This window comes from Enterococcus sp. 5H (assembly GCF_028128615.1).
Taxonomy (GTDB): Bacteria; Bacillota; Bacilli; order Lactobacillales; family Enterococcaceae; genus Enterococcus_L.
Window position 1 is genome coordinate 14,606 of the sequence record NZ_AMDP01000067.1, and the last position, 17,432, is coordinate 32,037.

Genomic DNA, 17,432 nt, shown 5'->3' on the forward strand with positions numbered 1-17,432 from the left:
AGAAGCGATAACGAGCTCACCGATTTTTCCTACTAAAGACTAAGATTCTTCAGAAAAATAACTTACAGGCGTGTTCAACAATTGTTCGCTATTTCCTTGCAGCAACCGGAAACTCTCTAAAACGAAATCAATCGTCTACTATTCTGATCATCATTCTTTCATTTTATTCTCATTTATTTCTTAACAATCTATCACGAATCCTAAAGATAGTCAATAGTTTTTTATGAAATAAAATAGATACTTCGCACTACAGGAAATCTTTTCAAATTAATTTCATGTATACTAAGCATAAAGTAATGGAGGAAATTTAGATGACAGCAAAATCATTCAATCAATTATTAACTTCTATAGAAAACAACTTAACTATTGACCTAACGGCAGACGAACTCGCTAAAAAATCAGGTTATTCAACTTACTATTTTTATCGTTTATTTTCCTCAAATATGGGAATATCTTTGTCAGCTTATATCTTAAATAGAAGATTAAAAAAAATAGTCTACGAAATATCTTGTGGAAAAAAAGCAATGGATGTTTCACTTCACTATGGTTTTTCAACTTATGCAGGTTTTTATAAAGCCTTTATCAAAGAATATGGCTGCTCCCCAAAAAAATACTTGGAAATCTATAAAAATGAGATAGTACAAACAAACTATTTGGAGGTTAAAATGATCCATCTAAACAAGTGTGAATTAAAAGAAATATTAAAAAATTGGGCAATCTCCCCATCTCTTTCCATACAAGAAATATCAACCGACAATAGTCTTTACGCTCCGAAAAGAGTATGGCAAATAGGCACAGATTACTTTTTACATCAAACTGTTGATACATCTGGCGAACTGAAAAATATTCTCATTGCTGAAACTCTAGCTAAACATGGGCTTTCTGTTTCCTTACCAGTAAAAACAATAGATGACCAACTCTTTATTGAAGATGATGCTATGTTTATTTTAAAGCAAGGGGTAAAAGGTGAACCTTTAACGATTGAAAAGCTTTTTCGATCTTCTGCAGACAATTATGGATTCTCCTACGGTATTGCCATTGCCAAACTCCATCAAGCGTTTTTGGAAGTGGAAGATCAAGTTTTGTGTGATTCATCTAACTTATTTGAAGTTGTAAACAATTGGGCACTTCCCATTATCCAAAAACAACAGAAACAATGGAAGCTAGAGATTCCAGAAAAGTTTTTTTCTACCTTTATAGAAAATTTTTCTACGCTGTATGGTACATTACCAACACAAATTATTCACCGCGATCCTAATTTTGAAAATATTTTATTTGTAGACTCTAGCTTAAATGGTTTTATTGATTTTGATTTAGTAGAAAAAAATATCCGTTTATTCGATCCTTGTTATTGTGCAACCAGCATTTTAAGCCAAGCGAATAAAGAAAATCGTTTAGCCTGGATCTCAATTCTTACTGAAATTTTGCATGGATATGATGAAGAGAATCCTTTAACGAAAGAAGAAAAAAGAGCAATATTTTATGTTATTTGCGCGATTCAAATGATTTGCGTAGCTTATTTTAGTGATGAAGACAATGATACACCTACATTCAAAAAATTGGCAAAAATAAATCGAGAACTATTGGAATTTATCATAAGCAAACAAAAAGAAATTGAATTAATTTTTGACTAAGATCGTAGTATGATAAAAATGTGAGTGGGACGATCAGTTTTGTCCTACTCACACTTTAACTAGATGATAACTTTCTTTAAATCTCTACCGGAAAATAAACATCCACAATATTTTTTTCAGGAGCTGTCACTGCGGGATCTGTCTGGTAAATCTCAAAAGGAGCAGCTTTTACTTTGTACCCTTGTTCTTCAATCCATTTAATCAGCTTGCTATAAACTGAAGCTAGTTCACTATAGGAACCCTCATATCTTGAAAATGCGCATAAACTTTTAAGTAAGATTCTAGTTTGATCTGTTTTTTCAGCTATTGGTACAGCAATTTCAATATCTGAGTTTTCTGGATCAAAATCCGGACTGTGATAGATCGACATGGGTGGCGCTGTGGGTGTTAAATTTTCTGCTCCAACTTTTGCGAATAACTCTCCTGCATATTTACCATAATCTTGAACATTCATTTGTTTTCTAATAAATAATAGATTCATTTCCGGTACTTCGCTTAATTTGACTTCGATTTCATTTAAATAAGACATCAGTTTGTTTCCCCCTTCTAATGTGGATAAATCATCCACTAAGCGTGTCAACAATAGAGAATACTCCTGCATCTTTTGTGTGAGTTTTTGTTTCTTTTGATTGATTTTTGTTTGAAGCAATTCTTGGTCTTGTTCGCTTTCCAGCACCAATTTAATTTCATCCAAAGTAAACAGATACTCTTTTAAACGCTTAATCAAAAGAATTGTTTCTAACTGACCTACTTCGTAGTAGCGATAACCACTTTTTAGATCTGTAAACGATGGCTTCAATAAATCAATTTCATCGTAATAACGAAGTGTTTTACGTGACACTTGAGAGACTTTTGAAAAATCACCAATCGATAGTATAGTTTTCCTCCTATTGCTTTAGTTTTGCCTCGAGACATTCTTAGTTTACGACTTCCAGTAAGGGGAGAGTCAACAGAAAATGAAAACTTTTTTACTTTCTTTTATTGATCGTAATTACAGCATAATTAAACAGCTCAATAATTCTTGAAATAAACAATGCTTGAGCAAACGTTTTTTCAGCAGTATATACACTAAAAGCTTCTTTAAAGCGCTGGTCAATAGCTTTATAATGGGGAGCTGCCACATGTGTACTCCCGTATTTTTTTAAAATCTGATGATATTCTTTTTTGAAATTCAATAATTTCGCTATTTCTTCCAAATAAACAGCATCGATCATCACACTGCTTTGAATAACTTCCTCGTCAAGTTCTTCTATAGAATATTCTTGACCAGCATCTATAAAAAAAACATCTCCATACACAATTGGATAACTTTTATCACTAATTTTCATGATCCCATTTTCTATAAAAAGCTGAACTATTTTGATTTTATCTTGATCTTTTTCTTCAAAAACAACTGGGGAATTAGTCTTATACGTGCAGAAAAATTCATCTAACATTAATATGCCTTCTTTCGTTAGTTAATTTATTACCTAAATCTCTCATTTTTGTTAGCTATTTGTTCGCTGAATCCCACGCCAATGATTGTTATTTTTTCTATACTGATAAAAGTGACAATAACTTATGGATTGGAAGAACTTAATGAACGCAAATCAATTAAAACTTATTATGATGAGCTTGATGGTTTTAGATCATCTGGCACCACTTTTACCACCGCAATTAGTTGTACCCTTTAATCTTATTACTCGCTGTGTCGGAGTCTTTTTCGGCTTTATGGCAGTAGAAGGATTTCATTATACTAGAAGTCGTAAAAATTATTTACTGCGCTTGTATGGCTGGACCGGGTTTATGTTTTTAGGAAACACTATTATTAATACGTTGATCGTTAAAAATCCTGCATTAGGTATTCATAATAATATCTTTTTAACTCTGGCGATCGGTGTTTCTATTATTTGGGCAATTGATTTTTCTCGACGAATCAAGGAACCTTTCTTTCGAATTTTAGCACTATTAGTTGCACTAATTTTAACGATAGTTGCTCTGCTAGGTTTAGTAGAAGGCGGTTTAGTAGTTGTTCCGTTTATGCTGATTAGTTATTTTTTCAGAGAACAACCGCGTAAACGAACAATTGGTTACATCATTTTTTCTCTCATACTACTATCAATGAATTTAATTGGACTGCCGGATTATTCCATTGATACACTCAAGATGGTCATGATTATGAATCCCGATTTTTTGTTTATTACAGTCCTGCCATTCATTGCTCTTTATAATGGAAAAAAAGGGAGTAATAAGCCGATCTTTAAATATATTTTTTATATTTTTTATCCAGCCCATTTGTGGTTGATTACATTAATTGCTTTTTACCTTAATCAAGCTTAGCAGTATAATAATAAAAATTGTGGTGCAAAACTTAAAACCTGTTTTGCACCACACGTTAAACCAAATAAACGGTGAGAAAAAAGCAAATACTGCACTTTTGTCCGATTACACCAATTGACTAGAATTCCATCTTACTTGCTGTAGCAAAGTACTTAATCAGTTCACACGACAACATGCTTTTTTCTCAGCCTTTTTTATTATTTGTATTTTTCTTGAACTTTTTTCGGTAATTTACCTAAAACAAGTTCGTATGAATTTTTTAGAAAAAGGGCTAGCTGTTCCTTTGTAAAAGAAGTATTTTCTAGTAAGAAGGAATTCCAGTGTGTTTTATTAGCATAATAACCAGGGAGAACATCCGTATATTGCTCTCGAAGTTGTTCATTTTGCTCTGGATCACCTTTGACCGTCATCACCCAATCACCCGTTTTATTTTTGCCTAACATACAAAAACATTTTCCTTCAATCCCAAAATAATCGCAGTCCCAATCTTCTCGATAGTGAACTGAAGCACCTGACCATGTATTGGCTTCTGATTTTAAATATTGAATTAATTGCTCCATAGCTAATTTATCCCTCCTGTTCATTACAAAACAGACTTAAAAGATTACCGTCTACATCTTTAATGATTGCATAATATTGTCCCCAAAAAGCATGCCATGGTTCTTTGAACAACTCGTAACCAAACTGCTGCATCTTTTCACACAGTTGGTCAATTTCTTTGGGCGAATCACACAGAAAAGCTAGTTCGATTTTGTCCCCTTCACTTTTTGGTGGATAGCCGTAAATCCCTGCGATCATTTTTTTAGTATTTAATGAAATTCTGATTCCTTCATGCTCTAACTCGACATACTCTGCTTCTCTTTCCCGAATCGCTTTAAAACCTAAGCGTTCATAAAACAATATTGACTGCTCCATCGATTCGACAATGATTCCTACCATATCCAATTTCATTTCACTATTCCTCCGTTCTCTCATTTACTCTCTATTTTTAAAAACCATCGTTGCCTGTACTGCCATTTTCCAGCCTTCGTATAATTCACTGCGTTTTTCGTTAGTAATTTTAGCATCAAATCGTTTACTCTCGTGGGCAAATGTTTGAATTTCATTTAAATCATTCCAAAAGCCAACCGCTAATCCTGCCAAGTACGCCACTCCTAAAGCTGTTGTTTCTGAAAAATCCGCTGCTTCTACTGGCTTATCAATAATGTCGGCCTGAAATTGCATTAGTAAATCATTTCTGGAAGCACCACCGGCAGCACGTAATAATTTAATTTTAATACCAGAATCATTCTCCATTGTTTTGATAACATCTGCGCTTTGATACGCAATAGATTCTAAAGTCGCACGAATCAAATGTTCTTTTGTCGTTCCTCTGGTAATGCCAAGCACAGTTCCTCTTGCATCTTGATCCCAGTATGGAGCACCTAATCCAGTAAATGCAGGAACGACATAAACACCATCAGAGTCTGGTACTTGTTTTGCTAATGATTCAGATTCACTTGCATTTTCAATAATTCTTAAACCATCTCGCAACCATTGAATCGCAGATCCTGCAACAAAAATACTGCCTTCTAAAGCATACGTAATTTTGCCATTAATGCCATAACCAATTGTCGTCAGCAAGCCATTATCAGATATAATAGCTTTTTCTCCAGTGTTCATTACCATAAAAGCACCTGTGCCATAGGTATTTTTGACCATTCCTTTTTCAAATGCCCTTTGACCAAAAAGTGCCGCCTGCTGATCGCCTGCCATTGCAGCTATCGGAATATTTTCTCCATAAAAATGATAGTCCTCAGTATAACCATAAACTTCAGCATTTGAACAGACAGTAGGCAAAATATTGCTAGGAATATCCAGTAAATCCAAAATTTCTTGGTCCCAATCTAAGGAATGTATATTAAACAGCATCGTTCGGCTAGCATTAGTATAATCAGTCTTATGAACTTTTCCTCCAGTAAGTTTCCACATCAACCATGTATCTATCGTACCGAACAACAATTTTCCAGCCTCGGCTTTTTCTCTAGCACCAGAAACATTTTCCAATAACCACTTTACCTTTGTCGCTGAAAAATAAGAGTCAATAATCAAACCAGTTCGTTGCTGGAAAAAGGCTTTATGTCCATTTTCCTTAAGCATATCCGCAATTTCATTCGTTTGCTTTGACTGCCAGACTACTGCATGATAAATCGGCTCACCTGTTGCTTTATCCCATAAGACTGTCGTTTCTCGCTGGTTAGTAATACCAATCGCCTTTATTTGAAACGGTTTCAATTTCGACTCAATAAGCACATCGGCAATGACTGATTGTACTGAATTCCAAATTTCGTTAGCATCATGCTCAACCCAGCCAGGACTTGGAAAATACTGAGTAATCTCCTTTTGTGCAACAGCTACCTCTTTTCCAGCATGATTAAAAATAATTGCTCGAGAACTTGTCGTTCCTTGATCTATCGATAGTATATATTCTTTTCGTTTCACGTATACTCGCTCCTAAAAAATGATACTTTCATTATAAAGCAAATTCCCTATAAAAGTCACATTTCTATATCAATAAAAAAATACTAAGCTCGATTTTCGAACTTAGCATCCTTCAAAGTTTAATAAGTTGTAATTTTTGACGCAGTGTATCTTAAATGGGATAAATACAAATCCGTCTGCTTTGAAAAAAGTAAATTGCAGTATAGCGATACACGGATAAGAACAGATATAAGACTGCTTGTATCATAATTAAATAAAACCAATAAAACATTAATGATAGCTAGAACAAATAACACCTTTGTCAGATGGTAGCCCCAAATACTTCCTTTGATTAACAATACGCCTACACCGATAGAAAACAATACGCTTATCAAACTAAACCACAATAACCAACCTAAAAACATCGCTGCATACATCATACCGATATCTGTAATTAATTTCAGTAAAGTAAACATACCGATAACTGATGTAATAACTAAAAACCAACCTAACCCTTTCCACATTCCTGGTACTTTCATAAAATAACTCCTTTTAATTTTTTTGTTCCTCTTAAATTTTATAGAATTTTCATACATAATCAAGCTTTTTTTTGATATTATGCTAAATAATTTTTATATCCGAATTTTTCTAATTTTTTTCTAATCTTAATGATATTTTGAACGTTAGTTTGACTGACAAAAAATTTCTTTTTAGATACTATTATTTAGAAAACGTTATCAAGCCGATGATTGTTTCTCTTTTTTCCAAGCATATACTATGCAAAAGATTTTTTTTAAGATTAATATATTATTAAATGGTCAAAAAAACAATTTTCTGATAAACTTAACCTGATGGCTTCTTTGAAAGGATGAAATTTATGACCCCGAATCGCGAAGACTACCTAAAATTAATATTCGAGTTAGGTGGCGATGAAAATAAAATCAATAACAAACAAATTGTTTCTGGGCTGGATGTTTCTGCAGCCTCTGTCAGCGAAATGATTTCAAAATTAGTAAAAGAAGGCCTAGTTGAACATTCACCTTATCAAGGTGTCCAACTAACGGAGTTGGGTTTAAAGAAAGCTAGCACGCTTATTCGTAAACATCGTTTATGGGAAGTATTTTTAGTAGAACATCTAAATTATTCTTGGAATGAAGTCCACGATGATGCCGAAGTTTTAGAGCATGTTACCTCCCAAACGTTAGCGAATCGCTTGTCTGCATATTTAAATCAACCGAAATTCTGTCCTCATGGCGGTGTAATACCGGCAGACGATCAGCCTGTTCATGAACAAAAACGCCAAAAATTGACTGATTACCCAGTAGGAACCACTATCCGCATTGCTCGTGTACTGGATGAAAAGGAATTGTTAGATTATTTGGTTTCAATTGATTTACAAATCCATGAAGAGTACCGAATTGATGAAATTGCGGCTTACGAAGGACCAATTAGTATTAGCAATGATAAAAAACAACTGGCAATCAGCTACAAAGCTGCCAGTACGATTTTTGTTGATCCATTATAAAATACATTCAGATCTAAGATACTGAATATCATGAAAGCGGGGAACTCTGATGAATGAAAAAATAGCTCTATTTACGATATTTGGCGGCACTGGTGATTTAGCCAAAAGAAAGCTCTATCCATCTTTATTCCGTTTATACCAAAAAGGCAATCTAGCGGAACATTTTGCTGTTATCGGTACGGCTAGGAGAGAGTGGACTGATGAACATTATCGTGAAATTGTTCGTGAAACAATCAAAGATTTAAATCCAACCGCTGAAGAAGCAGAAGCTTTTTCAAGTCATTTTTATTACCAATCACACAACGTTAATGACTCAGAACACTATGATACGCTGAAAAAATTATCAGATACACTGAATGATAAATACAATCTTGGCGGCAATCATATTTTTTATTTAGCAATGGCTCCTCAATTCTTCGGTACAATTGTTCAGCATTTAAAATCACAAAATATCTTAACTGAAGAAGGCTTTGACCGACTAATTATTGAAAAACCATTTGGCTCAGACTTTGAATCAGCATTCCAGCTAAATGAAGAAATTCGTTCTGTTTTCCCAGAAAAAGATATCTTCAGAATCGATCATTATCTAGGAAAAGAAATGATTCAAAATATTTCTGCGATTCGTTTCGCTAACAATATTTTTGAATCACAATGGAACAATCGTTACATTGATAACATTCAAATTACCTTTGCTGAAAGTTTAGGTGTTGAAGATCGTGGTGGGTATTATGACCACAGCGGTGCATTAAAAGACATGGTTCAAAATCATATTTTACAAGTAGTTTCTCTATTAGCAATGGAACCGCCTGTTGCCTTTTCAGAAGCAGAGATACGTGCCGAAAAAGTTAAAGCTTTACAGGCCATTCGTTTATACTCAGAAAAGGAAGCTTTAGAGAACTTTGTACGCGGTCAATATGGTCAAGGTAAACTAGATAGCGAACAGTTTGTTGGATACCGTGAAGAACCCAATGTTGCTGAAGATTCGACAATAGAAACATTTGTTGCAGGAAAATTTTTAATCGATAATTTCCGCTGGTCTGGTGTTCCATTTTATATTCGTACAGGAAAACGTCTGACAGAAAAAGGTACTCGAATTAATATCGTCTTCAAACAAGTACCAATCAATGTCTTTAAAGATGACATAGATAAATGCGGGGAAAAAACAGATTTACCGCCAAATGTCCTTACAATTTATATCCAGCCAACTGAAGGATTTTCAATGACTTTAAACGGCAAGGAAATTGGACAAGGTTTTACAACGACACCTGTGAAATTAGACTATCGTCATAGTGCTGAAACAACTGGAAATAGTCCAGAAGCATATGAGAAGCTTTTATTGGACAGTTTAAACGGAGATGGAACAAACTTTTCACATTGGGATGAAGTTGCTCAATCTTGGCGGATTGTGGATATTATTCGTCAAGCTTGGGATAAAACATCTGTGGACTTTCCTAATTATGCGGCTGGTTCGATGGGACCAGATGCAGCTTTTGAGTTACTGGAACAAGATGGTTTTACTTGGGATTGGCAGCCAGATATTTGGTATCGTGAAAGAGGACAACTATAGTATTTGCTAGTATGATCCGTTTGCTTTTATTAGCAAGCGGATTTTTTTATTAAAAAAAAGAACAGAACTCAGCTTTTCAGCTGAACTCTGTTCTACTATTAAATACTTACTCTTCAAATCCTTCTGCCACAGCTTCTGGATAATTTTCTTCTACAATTGTTGCGCAACGGCCACACAAGTGTGGTAATTTTTCATCTTCACCTACATCTGTACGAACAGCGCGACAACGATCACAAGTCTCACCTGCAGCTTTTTCCACAAAAATGGACATATCATCAAAAGTTTCAACAGTGTCAGGAAGTTCAGCATTTACTGCAGCTACTTCAAAATCAGAAACAATTAGTAATTGTGCTACATCTGCATCAACCGCTGTTAATAACTGACGAATTTGCTCGTTTGGATAAACAGTTACTTTGGCTTCTAAAGATTTACCAATCAATTTAGCGTTACGAGCTTCTTCTAAAGCTTTTAAGACATTGTCTCTAAAGTCCATAAAGGCTGCCCACATGTCTAACAATTCTTGCTGATTTGAAAATTCTTCATAACCAGGAAACTCAGATAATTGAACATAGTCTTCTTCTTCTTTTAAGAAGCTCCAGATTTCTTCAGAAGTATGTGGAATAATTGGTGTTAATAATTTTGTTAAAGCAACCGCTGTTTGATAGAAAACAGTTTGCATACAACGACGTTGATAGTTATCTTCTGCTTCGATATAAACCACATCTTTAGCAAAATCCAAGTAGAATGAAGACAAATCAACTGTTAAGAAATTCATCACTGAACGATAGATTTGCATGAAATTGTATTTCTCATAGCCTTTTTCACGAATCTCTTCAATAACTTGATTTAAACGAACCACCATATATTTATCCACAGAACGTAATTCATCATAAGCAACCGTATGTTCATTTGGTTCAAAATCACTTGTATTAGCTAACAAGAACCGCATAGTATTACGGATTTTACGATAAACTTCAGATACTTGATTCAAGATATCCATAGACACACGAACATCCGCTTCATAATCCACACTACTTACCCACAGACGTAGAATATCTGCCCCCATTTGTTTAATCACTTTATCTGGTAAAATTGTATTCCCTAAAGATTTACTCATTTTACGACCTTCGCCATCTAAAGTAAATCCTTGTGATAAAACAGCTTTATAAGGCGCTACACCATTGATTGCTACACTTGTTGTAATACTTGAGTTAAACCAGCCACGATATTGGTCAGAGCCTTCTAAATACATATCAGCGGGGAAAGTTAATTCAGGGCGTTGACGTAACACAGCTTCATGAGAAGATCCCGAATCAAACCAAACATCCATAATATCATTTTCTTTGGTAAATTCTCCATTTGGTGAACCTGAATGCGTAAATCCTTCAGGAAGTAATTCTTTTGCCTCACGTTTAAACCAAACATTTGATCCATGCTCCGCGAATAAATTTGCTACATGTTCAATTGTTTCAGGTGTAATGATTGCTTCCCCATTTTCTGCATAAAAAATCGGTAACGGTACACCCCACGCACGTTGACGAGAAATAACCCAATCGCCTCGATCACGAATCATATTGTATAGACGTGTTTTACCCCAAGGTAGAATCCAGTCAACTTTTTCAACTTCATCCAAGATGTTTTGACGGAACTTATCGATTGAGGCAAACCACTGTGGTGTTGCGCGATAAATAACCGGTTTTTTCGTACGCCAGTCATGTGGATAACTATGGGTAAAGAAATCCAGTTTCAATAATGCATCTTTTTCATCCAACAAAGCTGTAATCATAGGGTTTGCTTTATCGTAAAAGACACCTTCAAAACCAGGCGCTTCGTCTGTAAATACTCCACGGTTATCTACAGGTGAAAGGACATCTAAATTATATTTTTTCCCTACAATATAATCGTCTTCACCATGTCCAGGTGCAGTATGAACTAATCCTGTACCCGCTTCTAATGTTACGTGATCGCCTAGCATAACCAATGATGTACGGTCGTAAAATGGATGTTGCGCTGTCATATATTCCATATCTTTACCAGAAATTGTTTCAAGAACTTCAAGATCATCGTCTTCCCAACCAATAGCTTCTTTGACTGTATTTAAAAGATCTTTCGCAACAACATATTTTTTGCCGTAAGCTTTCACTACTACATACTGATAATCAGGGTTTACTGAAATACCTAAGTTTGCTGGTAAAGTCCAAGGAGTAGTTGTCCAAATCACTAACGAAGTATCTGTGTCTAAAATCCCTTTACCATCAACAACTTTAAATGCGACATAAATCGAAGCTGATTTGACATCTTTATATTCAATTTCTGCTTCCGCTAAAGAAGATTCACTCGATGGTGACCAATAAATTGGTTTTAAGCCTTTATAAATATAGCCTTTTTCAGCCATTTTACCAAACACACGAATTTCAGCTGCTTCATAAGATGGATCTAATGTAATATATGGATGCTCCCAATCACCTGCAACACCTAAACGTTTGAAGTCTTCACGTTGTGTATCAACTTGGGAACGAGCATACTCCTCACATTTTTCACGGTACTCAGCTAATGTCATTTCTTTTCTTTTAATACCTTTGTTTGTTAATACCTGCTCAATTGGCAAACCATGAGTATCCCAGCCAGGAACATAAGGTGAACGGAATCCTGACATTGATTTTGAACGAATGATGATGTCTTTACTAATTTTGTTCAATGAATGACCTAAATGGATATTCCCATTTGCATAGGGAGGACCATCATGTAAAACAAATGTTGGTTTACCTTCATTTAGCTCTTGACGCTTTTCATAAATTTTTTGTTCTTCCCAATCTTTTTGCCATTCAACTTCACGATTTGGCAAATTACCACGCATTGGAAAAGCTGTTTTTCCTAATTGTAGTGTTTCTTTCATTTTCATTTTTACTTCCTCACTTTCATTTATAGCTGTTTTGGTGTTATTATTTTAAAGCTTAATTTTTAAAGTATTTTAGCTTTTTATACAATATATGATCTGCTGTTTTTTCAACCTTATACATCTAAGAATGGTAGATCTTTGAAATTGATTTGCTTGAAATAAAACACGCCGATTCTCTAGTACGGTGACTTCGCTCTCTTTGTTCGCCAAGTGCTGTTCATCATCTACTCTGCCTTTGGCAATCGTTATTCTTCAATTCTTAGACATTTTGCTCTTTGAAATTGATGTACTTGCAACGAAGTATAGTGATTCTCTAGTACGGTGACTTCGCTCTCTTTGTTCGCCAAGTACTGTTCATCATCTACTCTGCCTTTGGCAATCGTAGTGATTCACAGCAAAAAAGTACCTTCATCCCAAGGGACGAAAGTACTCGTGTTACCACCCAAATTTAAAATAGTTGAAGTTTCAACCATTTCCTCTGTAATTGTTAACGAAATTACTCGTCAAGTTTTACTAGATTCAAACTTGAGTAAAATAGAGGATCTTTTCAATGCTAGGGTCTGTCAATCTTTCACTGTCATTGACTCGCTAAAAGAATAGGATTGAATTTTCTGTTCTATTTATTTACAAAATTATTCAGGATTTTTGTTTAATAGATCAAGCATTGCTTTTGGATCTAAGGCAGCTTTCTCTATTGTTGATTGATCTAAAGTTTCGATCGGAGCAGCTTCCTGAGTTGGCGCTGAAGCTGGTTCTTCATCTTTGCCAAGATCATCTGCTAAAACTTCTTTAATAACTGTATGTGAATCACTTACATAACTTGAGAAAGGTTTTAAAAGTTCGTTCCATTCTTCGCTTTTAACTTGTTCTAATTGTGTTTCCAACATTAAACTTAGACGTTGATGGAAAACACGAGTTTTCTTCTTAAGATCATCAGTTTCCGCAGCTAATTGACGAGCACGATCTGTCGCATCTGTTAAAATTTCTCTTGCTTTTTCTTCAGCTGAAGAAATTAAAGTGGTAGAACGTTTTTCAGCAGATGAAATCATTTCATTCGCTGTGTTTTCAGCTGATGTTACGATCACTTCTGATTCTTTATTTGCACTTGTTTTAACTTTGTCGGCAGTATCTTGAGCAACAATAATTGATTGGTTCAATGCATCTTTTAATTCATTAAAATATTGTAACTTTTCTTCTGCGTGTTTCAGTGATTTTTCAAGTTCACGATTTTTTTGAAGAGCATCTTCATAGTCTTTCGTTACTTGGTCTAAAAAATCATCAACATCGTCTTGATTATACCCTCTCATTTTTGAAGGGAAATTTTTATTTTGAATATCTAATGGAGTTAATGCCATATTCCTTCACCTCTTTGGATTATTTTCGTAAAACTCCCAATAACAAACGAAACTTGTCTTTTTTCGTTTTACCTTCCAATTCTTGAACTTGAACACGACCAAACCCTCTAATAGATACAATATCAAATAAATCTACTAAAAAATCAGGTCTTAAGTTTTCCGTCCAATTTACTTTAACTTTACCAGATTCGATCAATTGTTTTGATCTCTGTCTAGATATATTATATACGGTAGAAATCAAATTATCCAGACGTAATGAACTAATTGTCATTCTTTCTTGCACCCAATCGTCTTTTGGGATAATCATTTCTGTATAATTTCTATCTTCTAACCTTACTGATATTTTGCCAATTTTTTCAATTTGCATCAAAATAAAATTAGCTATTTCTTTTGCAACAAATACTTGCCACCTGTCACCATCAGAAATAATATCCCCAAAGAACTCCCGTTTAATACCAGTATTAACCAATGTTCCCAAAATTTTCCCATGTGACAAACTAGAAAACTTCATTGGATAAACCACTTCAAATAATTCAATTTCAAAATCATCTTGTTTTGGTTCATAGTAATCTGGAAAAATTAAGCAACGTTTTCTTTCAGCTTGTTCATAGCCGCCATAAAACTGAAATTTCAAATCACTATTTTGCCGTATCAAGGTTTCCAAAATATAAGCTTGCCTAGGATCTAAAAAATCTGATAAAAACGGTGCGTACTGACTTTCAACTTGTTCCAGCCAATCACCCACAGAATCAATAAAAGGATGCTCATCTTTTCGAAAATGTTGGTACACATTTGCGTTCATAGACAAATCATCCTCTCTTTTATTAATACAAAATAGATTGTAAAATTCTTGCTAATGCACTAGCTGCCAAGTTTAATACAATAATTGCAATCATTACATTGAAACCGACCATACCGATTCTTAAATTTAAACGATCGAATAGTCTTAAGTATGGTTCACAAATTCTTGAAATCAAACGACCTAATGTTGAGTCATATGCACCTGGAAACCAAGATAACAATGCATAAATGATTAAAAGTCCAGAATAAACCTGCACACATTTATATAGTAAGTATATGAAAAATGCGATAATAATTCCCTCCTGACTTAAAAATCAAACATTTGTTTTTTTGCTAAAGACTGAGCTGTAGCGCTGTCGATTTCGATACTTGATGGTGTACATAGAAAAATTTCATCGCCCACACGTTGAATGTCTCCATCCAATGCATAAACTGTTCCAGTTAGAAAGTCAACAATTCTTCTAGCTTGAGTTTCTTCAACTAAATGGAAGTTTATAAGTACAGCATCACTTGCAATGATATGTTTAGCAATATTCATTGCTTCAGAATAAACACGCGGTTCAAGAATTGTAATCTTACCGGGTCTAGCTGAGCTATGTGTCTCTTGTGGACGCTTAGAATTTGAGTTATTAGAACTACGCATGGAGACAACTTTTTTCTCATTAAATGCTGTTTCCTGACGGCTTTCTTTCTTATCTTGATGCGTTTCAGTTGAACGATAACGAGCAGATGGCTTTTCGGTTAAAGGCTCAGTTGGCTGTGAAACCTGCTGTACTTGTCGAACCGTCTGTCTTGCTGGTTGTTGTTGATTCACAACCTTTTGCTCTTCATATTCATCGTAATTATCATACTCATCTTCTCCAGATAATCCAAAAAAGCTCGATAACGCATTTTTACTAAAAATTGACATAGATTCCCCTCCTTTACGCACCTCTAAAAATTGCTGTTCCGATTCGTACAAAAGTTGCTCCTTCTTCAATCGCTATTGGGAAATCATTACTCATTCCCATGCTAAGCTCTGTACAAGGTGCATGTAATAGATTTAGATCATTTATTGCTAGCTGCAGTTTTTTTAGTTTAGAAAATACTTCATGAAGATCATGTTCGGAAGCATCAAATGGTGCCATCGTCATCAAACCAACTATTTTGATTTTATCTAATGGAGCCAATTCATGAATAAATTCAATTACTTCCTCTGGTTTGAATCCATGTTTCGTTTCCTCACCAGTAATATTTACTTCGATAAAACAGGAAATCTCTTTCTCTGCTCGTTTTTGAATTTCTTCTGCTAATTTTAAACTGTCTAAAGCATGAAAATAATCTATTTCGTTGATTACTAATTTTACCTTCCTACGTTGTAAATTACCAATCAAATGCCACTTAATCGATGAAAAATTTTTCAGTGCCATTTTCTTTTCTAATAATTTATCGACCCGGTTTTCAGCCATATTTTCGATGCCAAGTTCAGCAAGCTCCTTGGCAGTGCCACTTTCCACTGATTTAGTAACGGCAATCATTGTTACGTCATCGACTGACCGTTGCGCTTTTTGACACGCTAGTTGAATTTTTTGATTGATATTATTTAAGTTTTCAACTAGCATCAGTCAAATCGCTCCTATCTTTTTCTGCGGAAAAATGGTGGTGTGTTTAATTCATCGTCATTTTGAGTTGGTTCTTCACGATGAAATGTTTCAAAGTCTTTTTTCTCAACATTCTCGAATGTTGTATCTTCTACTTTTGGACGCACATTTTGCTCACGACGGATATCCCAGTCACCAAATGCACTTGTCTCTTCTTGTGGTTGAGGCTGTGATGCTTGTGACGGCTTTGATTGTTCCATATCAAGAACTGGTGCTTGTTGTACTGATTGAATTTGTGTTGGTCTATTTTGACGATGAGATTTACGATCTTTTTTTGAAGGATCAATCCCTGTTGCAATAACCGTTACACGAATTTCATCACCTAGGTCTTCATTAATCGATGTACCTAAGATAATGTTTACGTCACCTGTTGCAGCACTTGTTACGATATCAGAAGCATCTTGCGCTTCAAATAATGTCATATCTAGGCCACCAGTAATGTTTAGCAATACTTGTTCAGCACCATCAATAGAAGTTTCTAGTAATGGAGAAGAAATTGCTTTCTTAGTTGCTTCAATTACACGATCTTCACCGCTAGCAACACCGATTCCCATCAAGGCAGTCCCTTGGTTTTCCATCACTGTTTTCACATCAGCGAAGTCCAAGTTAACATATCCAGGAGCTGTAATCAGATCCGAAATACCTTGTACTCCTTGACGTAAAACATTGTCAGCTTCACGGAATGCTTCAAGCATTGGTGTCTTTTTATCAACAACTTCTAATAGACGATTATTTGAAATAATTAGAAGTGTATCAACATTTTCTTTTAATAGAGCAATACCTTCTGCTGCAAAACGTCCACGTTTTGGTCCTTCAAAACTAAATGGTCGAGTAACAACACCTACAGTTAAAGCTCCAAGTTCTTTAGCGATTTTAGCAACAACAGGAGCAGCCCCTGTCCCTGTTCCGCCGCCCATACCAGCAGTAATGAAAATCATATCTGCTCCTTGTAACGCGTCTGAGATTACTTGTTCACTTTCTTCTGCAGCTTTTTGGCCAACTTCTGGCTGTGAACCAGCACCTAAACCGCGTGTATACTTAGGTCCAAGTTGAATCACTGTTTCTGCTTTTGAGTTTTTAAGAGCTTGTACATCTGTATTTGCAGCGATGAATTCTACGCCTTTGACGTTTTCTTCAATCATGCGGTTAACAGCGTTACCGCCACCGCCGCCGACACCGATAACTTTGATGACAGCACCATTGTTAATGTTATTATCTAAAGAAAATTCCAT

General features: G+C 35.1%; 17 protein-coding genes and 2 other annotated features (1 of these 19 cut by a window edge). Of the genes, 4 read left to right on the top strand and 13 right to left on the bottom strand.

Annotated features, from left to right (window positions below):
* Positions 1-160: a binding site (T-box leader), on the bottom strand; it reaches 85 nt to the left of the window's first position.
* Positions 161-311: 151 nt separating this feature from the next.
* Complete coding sequence (locus tag C240_RS15760) at positions 312-1,634, top strand: helix-turn-helix domain-containing protein (protein WP_271497794.1); 1,323 nt, start codon at positions 312-314, stop codon at positions 1,632-1,634.
* A gap of 76 nt (positions 1,635-1,710) precedes the next feature.
* Here C240_RS15760 and C240_RS15765 read toward each other — a convergent pair whose 3' ends face one another.
* Together C240_RS15765 and C240_RS15770 are read right to left on the bottom strand one after the other, a co-directional pair.
* A complete protein-coding gene (locus C240_RS15765) occupies positions 1,711-2,511 on the bottom strand; it encodes a MerR family transcriptional regulator (protein WP_271497918.1) in 801 nt (266 codons plus the stop codon).
* A 91-nt stretch (positions 2,512-2,602) separates the two neighbouring features.
* On the bottom strand, positions 2,603-3,070 hold the full coding sequence (locus C240_RS15770; RefSeq protein ID WP_271497797.1) for a hypothetical protein: 468 nt from the start codon (positions 3,068-3,070) through the stop codon (positions 2,603-2,605).
* 142 nt (positions 3,071-3,212) lie between these two features.
* On the opposite strand from C240_RS15770, the gene C240_RS15775 reads away from it, so the two are divergent.
* Positions 3,213-3,953 (top strand): TraX family protein, encoded by a 741-nt coding sequence (locus C240_RS15775; RefSeq protein WP_271497800.1) that lies wholly within the window; start codon positions 3,213-3,215, stop codon positions 3,951-3,953.
* Between the two features lie 197 nt (positions 3,954-4,150).
* On the opposite strand, the gene C240_RS15780 is transcribed toward C240_RS15775, so the two are convergent.
* The 4 genes from C240_RS15780 to C240_RS15795 all read right to left on the bottom strand — a co-directional run bounded on the left by C240_RS15780 (position 4,151) and on the right by C240_RS15795 (position 6,952).
* Positions 4,151-4,513: an MmcQ/YjbR family DNA-binding protein gene (locus tag C240_RS15780; RefSeq protein ID WP_271497802.1), complete on the bottom strand. Its 363-nt coding sequence runs from the start codon at positions 4,511-4,513 to the stop codon at positions 4,151-4,153.
* 7 nt (positions 4,514-4,520) lie between these two features.
* Entirely contained in the window at positions 4,521-4,904 is a 384-nt protein-coding gene (locus C240_RS15785) for a VOC family protein (protein WP_271497805.1), read from the bottom strand.
* A 24-nt stretch (positions 4,905-4,928) separates the two neighbouring features.
* Positions 4,929-6,434 carry a glycerol kinase GlpK gene (glpK, locus tag C240_RS15790; protein WP_271497809.1) on the bottom strand — a complete coding sequence of 502 codons (1,506 nt, stop codon included), beginning with the start codon at positions 6,432-6,434 and terminating at the stop codon, positions 4,929-4,931.
* 119 nt (positions 6,435-6,553) lie between these two features.
* The gene (locus C240_RS15795; RefSeq protein WP_271497812.1) at positions 6,554-6,952 is read right to left on the bottom strand and encodes a hypothetical protein; all 399 of its coding nucleotides are present in this window, start codon (positions 6,950-6,952) and stop codon (positions 6,554-6,556) included.
* A gap of 338 nt (positions 6,953-7,290) precedes the next feature.
* Here C240_RS15795 and C240_RS15800 point away from each other — a divergent pair, with 338 nt between their 5' ends.
* Both C240_RS15800 and zwf read left to right on the top strand, forming a co-directional pair.
* Positions 7,291-7,938, top strand: a complete 648-nt coding sequence (locus tag C240_RS15800; protein ID WP_271497815.1) for a metal-dependent transcriptional regulator — start codon at positions 7,291-7,293, stop codon at positions 7,936-7,938.
* 49 nt (positions 7,939-7,987) lie between these two features.
* Positions 7,988-9,505, top strand: a complete 1,518-nt coding sequence (gene zwf / locus C240_RS15805) for a glucose-6-phosphate dehydrogenase (protein ID WP_271497817.1) — start codon at positions 7,988-7,990, stop codon at positions 9,503-9,505.
* Between the two features lie 106 nt (positions 9,506-9,611).
* Here the strand turns inward: zwf and ileS are convergent, their stop codons facing one another.
* From ileS to ftsZ, 7 genes are all read right to left on the bottom strand, one after another.
* Complete coding sequence (gene ileS, locus C240_RS15810) at positions 9,612-12,407, bottom strand: isoleucine--tRNA ligase (RefSeq protein WP_271497820.1); 2,796 nt, start codon at positions 12,405-12,407, stop codon at positions 9,612-9,614.
* Positions 12,408-12,817: 410 nt separating this feature from the next.
* Positions 12,818-13,037 (bottom strand) — a binding site (T-box leader).
* A complete protein-coding gene (locus C240_RS15815) occupies positions 13,037-13,759 on the bottom strand; it encodes a DivIVA domain-containing protein (RefSeq protein ID WP_271497823.1) in 723 nt (240 codons plus the stop codon). It overlaps the preceding feature by 1 nt.
* Before the next feature lie 19 nt (positions 13,760-13,778).
* Positions 13,779-14,561 carry a YlmH family RNA-binding protein gene (locus tag C240_RS15820; RefSeq protein ID WP_271497826.1) on the bottom strand — a complete coding sequence of 261 codons (783 nt, stop codon included), beginning with the start codon at positions 14,559-14,561 and terminating at the stop codon, positions 13,779-13,781.
* 22 nt (positions 14,562-14,583) lie between these two features.
* A complete protein-coding gene (locus C240_RS15825) occupies positions 14,584-14,856 on the bottom strand; it encodes a YggT family protein (RefSeq protein WP_271497920.1) in 273 nt (90 codons plus the stop codon).
* 11 nt (positions 14,857-14,867) lie between these two features.
* Positions 14,868-15,470: a cell division protein SepF gene (locus C240_RS15830; protein WP_271497829.1), complete on the bottom strand. Its 603-nt coding sequence runs from the start codon at positions 15,468-15,470 to the stop codon at positions 14,868-14,870.
* Positions 15,471-15,483: 13 nt separating this feature from the next.
* On the bottom strand, positions 15,484-16,161 hold the full coding sequence (locus tag C240_RS15835) for a YggS family pyridoxal phosphate-dependent enzyme (protein WP_271497832.1): 678 nt from the start codon (positions 16,159-16,161) through the stop codon (positions 15,484-15,486).
* A 14-nt stretch (positions 16,162-16,175) separates the two neighbouring features.
* Complete coding sequence (gene ftsZ / locus C240_RS15840; protein WP_271497835.1) at positions 16,176-17,432, bottom strand: cell division protein FtsZ; 1,257 nt, start codon at positions 17,430-17,432, stop codon at positions 16,176-16,178.

Excerpts from the sequence above, each read along its gene's own strand:
- C240_RS15760 (WP_271497794.1), top strand. The coding sequence starts at position 312 with ATGACAGCAAAATCATTCAATCAATTATTAACTTCTATAGAAAACAAC.
- C240_RS15770 (WP_271497797.1), bottom strand. The coding sequence starts at position 3,070 with ATGTTAGATGAATTTTTCTGCACGTATAAGACTAATTCCCCAGTTGTT.
- C240_RS15775 (WP_271497800.1), top strand. The coding sequence starts at position 3,213 with ATGAACGCAAATCAATTAAAACTTATTATGATGAGCTTGATGGTTTTA.
- C240_RS15780 (WP_271497802.1), bottom strand. The coding sequence starts at position 4,513 with ATGGAGCAATTAATTCAATATTTAAAATCAGAAGCCAATACATGGTCA.
- C240_RS15785 (WP_271497805.1), bottom strand. The coding sequence starts at position 4,904 with ATGAAATTGGATATGGTAGGAATCATTGTCGAATCGATGGAGCAGTCA.
- C240_RS15795 (WP_271497812.1), bottom strand. The coding sequence starts at position 6,952 with ATGAAAGTACCAGGAATGTGGAAAGGGTTAGGTTGGTTTTTAGTTATT.
- C240_RS15800 (WP_271497815.1), top strand. The coding sequence starts at position 7,291 with ATGACCCCGAATCGCGAAGACTACCTAAAATTAATATTCGAGTTAGGT.
- zwf (WP_271497817.1), top strand. The coding sequence starts at position 7,988 with ATGAATGAAAAAATAGCTCTATTTACGATATTTGGCGGCACTGGTGAT.
- ileS (WP_271497820.1), bottom strand. The coding sequence starts at position 12,407 with ATGAAAATGAAAGAAACACTACAATTAGGAAAAACAGCTTTTCCAATG.
- C240_RS15815 (WP_271497823.1), bottom strand. The coding sequence starts at position 13,759 with ATGGCATTAACTCCATTAGATATTCAAAATAAAAATTTCCCTTCAAAA.
- C240_RS15820 (WP_271497826.1), bottom strand. The coding sequence starts at position 14,561 with ATGAACGCAAATGTGTACCAACATTTTCGAAAAGATGAGCATCCTTTT.
- C240_RS15830 (WP_271497829.1), bottom strand. The coding sequence starts at position 15,470 with ATGTCAATTTTTAGTAAAAATGCGTTATCGAGCTTTTTTGGATTATCT.
- C240_RS15835 (WP_271497832.1), bottom strand. The coding sequence starts at position 16,161 with ATGCTAGTTGAAAACTTAAATAATATCAATCAAAAAATTCAACTAGCG.
- ftsZ (WP_271497835.1), bottom strand. The coding sequence starts at position 17,432 with ATGGAATTTTCTTTAGATAATAACATTAACAATGGTGCTGTCATCAAA.